Origin of the sequence: Glaciecola sp. HTCC2999 (assembly GCF_000155775.1) — a bacterium.
In the GTDB taxonomy this organism is placed as follows: Bacteria; Pseudomonadota; Gammaproteobacteria; order Enterobacterales; family Alteromonadaceae; genus Opacimonas.
In genome coordinates this window covers 29986-36458 of the sequence record NZ_DS989811.1, presented here as the reverse complement: position 1 = coordinate 36458, position 6473 = coordinate 29986, and the positions used below count along the sequence as shown (strand labels likewise).

General features: G+C 41.6%; 9 protein-coding genes and 1 rRNA gene (1 of these 10 running past the window's edge). 3 read left to right on the top strand and 7 right to left on the bottom strand.

Going from position 1 to position 6473, the window contains the following annotated elements:
* A 16S ribosomal RNA gene (locus G2999_RS13445) occupies positions 1-167 on the bottom strand (it extends 952 nt beyond the left edge of the window).
* Positions 168-172: 5 nt separating this feature from the next.
* On the opposite strand from G2999_RS13445, the gene G2999_RS04225 reads away from it, so the two are divergent.
* Entirely contained in the window at positions 173-661 is a 489-nt protein-coding gene (locus G2999_RS04225) for a gamma carbonic anhydrase family protein (protein ID WP_198006083.1), read from the top strand.
* Position 662: 1 nt separating this feature from the next.
* Here the strand turns inward: G2999_RS04225 and aroE are convergent, their stop codons facing one another.
* Positions 663-1493: a shikimate dehydrogenase gene (gene aroE / locus G2999_RS04220; RefSeq protein WP_010179075.1), complete on the bottom strand. Its 831-nt coding sequence runs from the start codon at positions 1491-1493 to the stop codon at positions 663-665.
* A gap of 55 nt (positions 1494-1548) precedes the next feature.
* Here aroE and G2999_RS04215 point away from each other — a divergent pair, with 55 nt between their 5' ends.
* On the top strand, positions 1549-1965 hold the full coding sequence (locus G2999_RS04215; RefSeq protein ID WP_010179073.1) for a group II truncated hemoglobin: 417 nt from the start codon (positions 1549-1551) through the stop codon (positions 1963-1965).
* A 25-nt stretch (positions 1966-1990) separates the two neighbouring features.
* Here G2999_RS04215 and hemF read toward each other — a convergent pair whose 3' ends face one another.
* The 5 genes from hemF to dprA are packed head-to-tail and all read right to left on the bottom strand — an operon-like array spanning position 1991 to position 5640.
* Positions 1991-2923, bottom strand: a complete 933-nt coding sequence (gene hemF, locus G2999_RS04210) for an oxygen-dependent coproporphyrinogen oxidase (protein WP_010179072.1) — start codon at positions 2921-2923, stop codon at positions 1991-1993.
* Positions 2924-2926: 3 nt separating this feature from the next.
* Positions 2927-3493 (bottom strand): Sua5/YciO/YrdC/YwlC family protein, encoded by a 567-nt coding sequence (locus G2999_RS04205; protein WP_010179070.1) that lies wholly within the window; start codon positions 3491-3493, stop codon positions 2927-2929.
* Positions 3471-4052: a topoisomerase DNA-binding C4 zinc finger domain-containing protein gene (locus tag G2999_RS04200; RefSeq protein WP_010179069.1), complete on the bottom strand. Its 582-nt coding sequence runs from the start codon at positions 4050-4052 to the stop codon at positions 3471-3473. Before G2999_RS04200 ends, G2999_RS04205 begins: the two co-directional genes overlap by 23 nt.
* On the bottom strand, positions 4052-4528 hold the full coding sequence (locus G2999_RS04195; RefSeq protein WP_010179068.1) for a DUF494 family protein: 477 nt from the start codon (positions 4526-4528) through the stop codon (positions 4052-4054). The genes G2999_RS04200 and G2999_RS04195 overlap by 1 nt, the downstream gene beginning before the upstream one ends.
* Entirely contained in the window at positions 4528-5640 is a 1113-nt protein-coding gene (gene dprA / locus G2999_RS04190) for a DNA-processing protein DprA (protein WP_010179067.1), read from the bottom strand. The genes G2999_RS04195 and dprA overlap by 1 nt, the downstream gene beginning before the upstream one ends.
* A 314-nt stretch (positions 5641-5954) precedes the next feature.
* Between dprA and def the strand changes: the two genes are divergently transcribed.
* Positions 5955-6464, top strand: coding sequence for a peptide deformylase (def, locus tag G2999_RS04185; RefSeq protein WP_010179066.1), 510 nt, complete (start codon positions 5955-5957; stop codon positions 6462-6464).
* Positions 6465-6473: the final 9 nt, after the last annotated feature.

Here is a 6473-nt window from a genome sequence, read left to right as displayed (position 1 = left end):
ATTTTTATCGTCAACAGCTTATCGTAATTAAATTGAAATATTTTATATTACGCCGAAATATTACCCGATCTTCTCTATTTCTTTTACAATAGACACAGTATTTTTACAAAACAGGACTATCTTTATGCCCATTCATGCCTATAAAGGAATAACTCCATCTATCGCTTCAGGAGTGTTTATAGAAGATAGCGCGGTTCTCTATGGTGATATCACGCTAGCAAATGATGTTAGCATCTGGCCTTTAGTTGCTGCGCGCGGTGATGTAAATCATATTCACATTGGCGCACGGTCTAACATCCAAGATGGCACTATATTACATGTCACTCGTAAATCACCTTCTTTACCTGATGGTTTTCCGTTGATTATTGGTGAAGATGTAACGGTTGGACATCAATGTATGTTACATGGTTGTACCTTGGGTAACCGAATTTTAGTAGGTATGGGCTCAGTAGTAATGGATGGGGTTGTTGTTGAGGATGATGTCTTTATTGGTGCAGGCTCCGTGGTACCACCGAATAAAGTGTTAAAGAGTGGCTATCTATATGTCGGTAACCCTGCAAAGCAAGCTCGCTCTTTAAAACCTTCCGAAACAGCATTCCTGAAACAATCAGCGCAAAACTATGTTGCTTTAAAAGACGAATACTTAGCTATGTCAAAATGATTTAGCCTTGAATCTGTTTTCTTAACGTTTCTAACACTGGGGTAGTGTTCACTACCTGCCCCGTCCATAATTCAAAACTTTTAGCAGCTTGCCCTACAAGCATCCCTAATCCATCACTCACATTTCGACTGCCTTGTTGATGAGCATGTTTCAAAAATGCCGTGGGCTCTTTGCGATATACCATATCGTAAATACACGTAGTCTCTTCATATATATGATTAGATATGTCGGGTACTTCACCATTCATACTTAAACTAGTCGCATTAATAACGACATCATATTGATCATGTTTCACACTATCAAACCCACCGGCAGTGAATTTCCAGTTTGGCTGTCCACTGACAAATTGAGCGACTAACTCTTTGGCCCGTTGTTCATTACGATTAATAATATGCAATGAATGGATATCTTGAGCAAACAATGGCGCTATAATACCTTTGGCAGCGCCACCGGCTCCTATGACCAAAATACGTTGACCTTTTAAGGTAACTTGTTGACGGATCAAGTCTTGAACCAACCCCAACCCATCGGTATTGTGACCGAGTAACCCCTCTGCAGTTTTAAATAAGGTATTAACTGCTTGAGCCGATTTTGCTTCATTGGTTAATACATCACACATAGAGAACGCATCATGCTTAAAGGGCATCGTTACATTCGCTCCGATATGATGTGGTTGTGCAAAAAATTCAGCTGCACTAGTTTCAAAGCCACCTATAGGTGCTAAAATTGCTCGATAATCAATATTCAGCTTTACTTGCTGAGCGAACATTTGATGAATTGCCGGAGACTTACTTTGTGCAATGGGATTACCAAACACAGCGAAATATTGCATGAAATCGATCCTTACTTGGATAACAACCAAACTTCCAAAGAGAAAAAGCGCAGGTATGAATAATAACCAAACTGCTTATCAATTAATAGGCGAAATTGAAGGCACACGACGATTAGCCAATGCCTTTTATGACATAATGGAAACCGATCCCGCTTTAACAGAATTATTAGTGATTCACCCGCTTCCTTTGGACAGCGTGCGTGAGAAGTTTTATCTGTTTTTATCGGGTTGGCTCGGCGGTCCGGATTTATTTGTCCAACAATATGGGCATCCACGGTTACGAATGCGCCACTTACCCTTTACCGTCACACCTGCACTAAAAATACAGTGGATGATGTGTATGGACAAAGCGATGCAGCGCACCATTGATAATCAAGATATTATCCAAACACTTCATCATGCATTTGATGGGCTGGCTGAACACATGATTAACAGTCCAGATCCCGTATGCCCTTCACACAAACGTTCATAAGCTAAAGAGACATTGTAGCGTGTAGTTATGACTGTCCTGCTAACCAGTCTTGCGGGGTCAAATATGCCGCTAGCTTCCCTTGAGCCGAGTGTTCATCCGGAACGTAATTATATTCCCAGCGTACCAATGGCGGCATTGACATAAGTATTGATTCTGTCCGTCCACCGGTTTGTAAACCAAATAAAGTACCGCGGTCATACACCAAGTTAAACTCCACATAGCGACCACGACGATACAGTTGAAAATCGCGCTCCATATTTCCGTACTCAGTGTTCTTACGTTTTTCAATGATGGGAACATACGCATCTAAGTATCCATTGCCAACAGCTTGCATAAAACCAAAAGCCGTTTCAAAATCAGGTGTATTTAAATCATCAAAGAATAAGCCGCCCACACCTCGTGTTTCATTACGATGCTTCAAATAAAAATAGTCATCACACCACTTTTTATATTTAGGATACACATCTTCCCCGAATGGCAAGCATAGATCATGGGCCACTTTATGCCAATGCACGACATCTTCTTTAAATGGGAAAAATGGAGTGAGATCAAAACCGCCGCCAAACCACCAAATAGGTGCCTCACCTTCTTTCTCAGCAATAAAGAAACGCACGTTAGCATGTGATGTCGGGATATATGGGTTATGCGGATGGATCACCAGCGATACTCCCATCGCTTGAAAGCGACGTCCCGCCAACTCAGGTCTGGCAGCCGTGGCCGATGCTGGCATTTGATCGCCAAATACATGCGAGAAATTAACACCACCTTGCTCGATAACAGCACCATTGGTCAGCACACGAGTGCGACCGCCGCCGCCCTGCTCTCGCTCCCATTCATCTTCCACGAAACGGGCTTTGCCGTCAGAAAGCTCCAATGTTTGACAAATATTATCCTGCAACTTAAGCAAGAACGCTTTGACCTGGGCAATCTTCTCGTGTGACGGGAGTTCGGTGTTCATTATCTATCCTCGCAGTACTTTTCCGGTAACTGCATCTTGTATTTTGCTAGGCTGCGCATTGTGATCGACTTCACCGTCAATTGCAAAAATTGTATCTGCGAAATACGTCTTAATTTGCTCAAGTGTTCGTGCAGGTGTTTCACCACTGGGGTTAGCTGACGTTGAGACTAGGGGTTTGTTAACAGCATTGCATAACGCTATTACCGTTGGATGAGCACTCACACGAACCGCAATCGTATTACGACCACCGGTTAAATAATCCGGTGTCGTTTTCGCTTTAGGCATGATCCAAGTATACGGGCCAGGCCAAGTCGCGTGAACTTTGTTGATTATCTCAGGTTCCAGCTCACTAATATCAATATAAGGTAACAACTGTTCAAACGTCGCCGCAATGAGAATTAACCCTTTATCCTGTGGGCGGGTTTTGATTGCTAACACGTTATTTACTGCATCAGCAATATCAGGATCGCACCCTAAACCAAAAACAGCTTCTGTAGGGTAGCCTATGACTTCGCCTTGTTCAAAGGCGCTAATAAATTGCTCAAGTTCAACGGGAGGAATTGTTATCATTATTAATTACACCATGACATGTTAGTTTAACACAATGAAGTTGTGTCGCTGAAGATTCAATCATAATCGTACTTTGACATTCAGGACAAGTACGGGCCACCGGCTTATCATTTAACACAAATTTACAGTTAGGATAGGCGTTGCACGAATAGAATTTTTTACCGTACTTGTTGGTCTTTTCAAGTAAATGCCCCGTGTGACATTGTGGACAAGATACCTTGGTATCGGTTTGATGTTTAATCGACCCAATGAAATTACAAGTAGGAAAATCAACACAACTAACAAATAACCCGTAACGACCTTTTTTAATGGCTAAGGTTTGATCGCATTGTGGGCAAGGCGTATCCACCATCACCTTAATCGTTGTGATTGAGTTATCTGTAAGCGATTTTTTGTATTCACAAGCGGGATATGTGGTGCAGCCTAAAAAGGCCGATTTATTGGCATAGCGGATCTGTAATGGGTTACTGCAGTCAGGACAATCGCCATAAGCCTCAAAAATAGCCTCAGCACTGACTTTTTGGTCAGATGAAAATAGCGAGCCGTCAATTTTAGCCATTAGTGTAATGGACCATCCGGCACATCAAATAGCAAGTTTTCCATTTGTGCATAAGCTTTTTCTTTGCCAGGTACATTAAATAGCACCATCAAAATAATCCATTTTAAATCTTCCAAGCAGAACTCTTGGTTATCAATTTCCATTAAACGGTCTATAACCATTTCACGGGTAGTCGCATCTAATACATTGATTTGTTCTAAGAACATAATAAAGCCACGAGCTTCAACATCCAGGATAGCTAGCTCAGTTTCAACGTAAACTCGATTGACTGCCGAATATGCCCCTTTTGTTAAATAAGGCTTATGTTCCGTTTCTTGTAGGGCCGCTAACTTTTCTAACCAAGCTAATGCTTTATAAATTTCGTCATGATGAAAGCCCGCTCTAACGAGCTCTTCGGTAAGGGCTTCTTGGTCAACATGAAAGTCTGACTCGTTATGAATTAAACTTTCAAACAAGTACATGAGGATATCGAACATTAATTATCACTCCTGAGTTTTACGTAGCCACCGGCAACGGCCGCGACTTTGCCACTAAGCTCAAATTCCAATAGTTGTGCCAATACTTGTGGCAACGGTAAACTTGAGTGCGCAGCAATATTTTCAATCGCTGTTATTTCATAACCTACACTATCTAACAAATTAGATGGTGACAAGTTTTCTTCTGTTTTATTCTTTGTTGAAAAGTATATGGGGTGATGCCTCGGTTTTTCAACCTCCATCATTTCGCTTTCAATGTCATCAATTTCTTGGACTAGAACAGCCCCTTCTTTTATCAGAGCTAAGCAACCACTAATATTCTCATCATCAATCCGCCCCGGCAATGCAAAGACTAAGCGGTTTTCTTGTACAGCCTGGTTAGCTGTAATTAACGAGCCTGATTGACGCTTAGCTTCCACTACCAAGGTACCAGCGCCCAGTCCACTGATAATTCGATTGCGACGAGGGAAGTTTTTGGGTTGAGCCGGCTGGTCAGGAAAAAACTCGCTGATAATACATCCTTGCTGACTTAAAATCTGTTGGCGCAAATGTGCATGATGTCGTGGGTACATATGTTCATGACCATGACCTAACACAGCGACTGTAGCTCCGTTTGCAGCCAGAGCACCTCGATGAGCCTGAGCGTCAATGCCTTGGGCCAAACCCGAGGTAATTACCCAGTGATGAGAAGCGAGCTGTTTAGCAAAATCAAAAGCATATCGTTTACCATGCTCAGTCGCCCTGCGCGCTCCAACAATCGCTAATTGTGGAAGCGTTAATAAACTGATATTGCCTTCTACGAATAATAACAAAGGCCGGTCATGTAAATGAGCTAGATATTGCGGATAATCTGCATCATCACAATATATTACCTGGCGGGGACAATCACTGTCGTGATCTAACCAATTCATTATTCGCTGTATCGGAATTTTATAATCTGCTTTCAATTGTTCAATTTGAGCACTCGACAGACCTTGAGCGGCTAGTGTCTCTTTAGATAGCGTAGGTATATCTGCAATATCACATTGAAAATGAGTAGTTAGCTTAAGTACTGTGTTTGTACTAACACCTTGACAATGTATCAGTGCATAAAACGCAACTAACTTTTCCACTGTTAAGCTCCCTAAATTTTTGTCATGCAGTTTCTTTTATATGTCATTCATCATATGCACTAAATAAGCGGCTGCATACTGACCAAAAGGCGGGTTTAGCGTAATGAGGTATTATTCTGTATCAATTTATTTTGCTCGATGGGTATACAATTACATGCCATCAAGTGCCGTAAGCATTTATTCATAATTACGCCTAAAATTATGCATCTTAATAACTTTACAGGTAGAATACGTAATATTCGTGACTAGCTTGGCCAAGTTATCCATAGCTAGGGACTTAAAACACTTCGTGAATTCATTATGGTAGATTTAAAATGGCAGTATTAACCGTCCTCACTTTTCCCGATGAGCGCTTACGCACCAAAGCTAAGCCCGTGAACGACATCAATGACAGTATTCGCACATTAGTAGCTGATATGTTTGAAACGATGAAAGCAGAACGTGGTGTAGGGTTAGCCGCTACGCAAGTCAACGTCCATCAACAAGTTATTGTCATGGATGTCTCAGATGACCAAGATACTCCTTTAGTGTTTATTAACCCTAAAGTTATCGAACAACGTGGAACTAAAATCAACGAAGAAGGTTGTTTGTCAGTCCCTAATAACTATGCCAAAGTTGAGCGAGCTGAATGGATCAAGGTGAGTGCGTTAAATGAGCATGGTGAAGAATTTACGATGGAAGCAGAAGGGCTACTTGCGGTGTGTATTCAGCATGAAATGGACCATCTACAGGGTAAACTATTTGTAGATTACTTATCCTCACTAAAACGTCAACGCATTATGAAAAAATTAGAAAAAGAAGCCCGTATTGCGGCGAAATCTTAAGGTACAAAG

Bases quoted from the DNA above. Each gene is read 5' to 3' on its own strand.
- G2999_RS04195 (WP_010179068.1), bottom strand. From the start codon at position 4,528: ATGTTCGATATCCTCATGTACTTGTTTGAAAGTTTAATTCATAACGAG.
- aroE (WP_010179075.1), bottom strand. From the start codon at position 1,493: ATGCAATATTTCGCTGTGTTTGGTAATCCCATTGCACAAAGTAAGTCT.
- def (WP_010179066.1), top strand. From the start codon at position 5,955: ATGGCAGTATTAACCGTCCTCACTTTTCCCGATGAGCGCTTACGCACC.
- G2999_RS04200 (WP_010179069.1), bottom strand. From the start codon at position 4,052: ATGGCTAAAATTGACGGCTCGCTATTTTCATCTGACCAAAAAGTCAGT.
- G2999_RS04215 (WP_010179073.1), top strand. From the start codon at position 1,549: ATGAATAATAACCAAACTGCTTATCAATTAATAGGCGAAATTGAAGGC.
- G2999_RS04205 (WP_010179070.1), bottom strand. From the start codon at position 3,493: ATGATAACAATTCCTCCCGTTGAACTTGAGCAATTTATTAGCGCCTTT.
- hemF (WP_010179072.1), bottom strand. From the start codon at position 2,923: ATGAACACCGAACTCCCGTCACACGAGAAGATTGCCCAGGTCAAAGCG.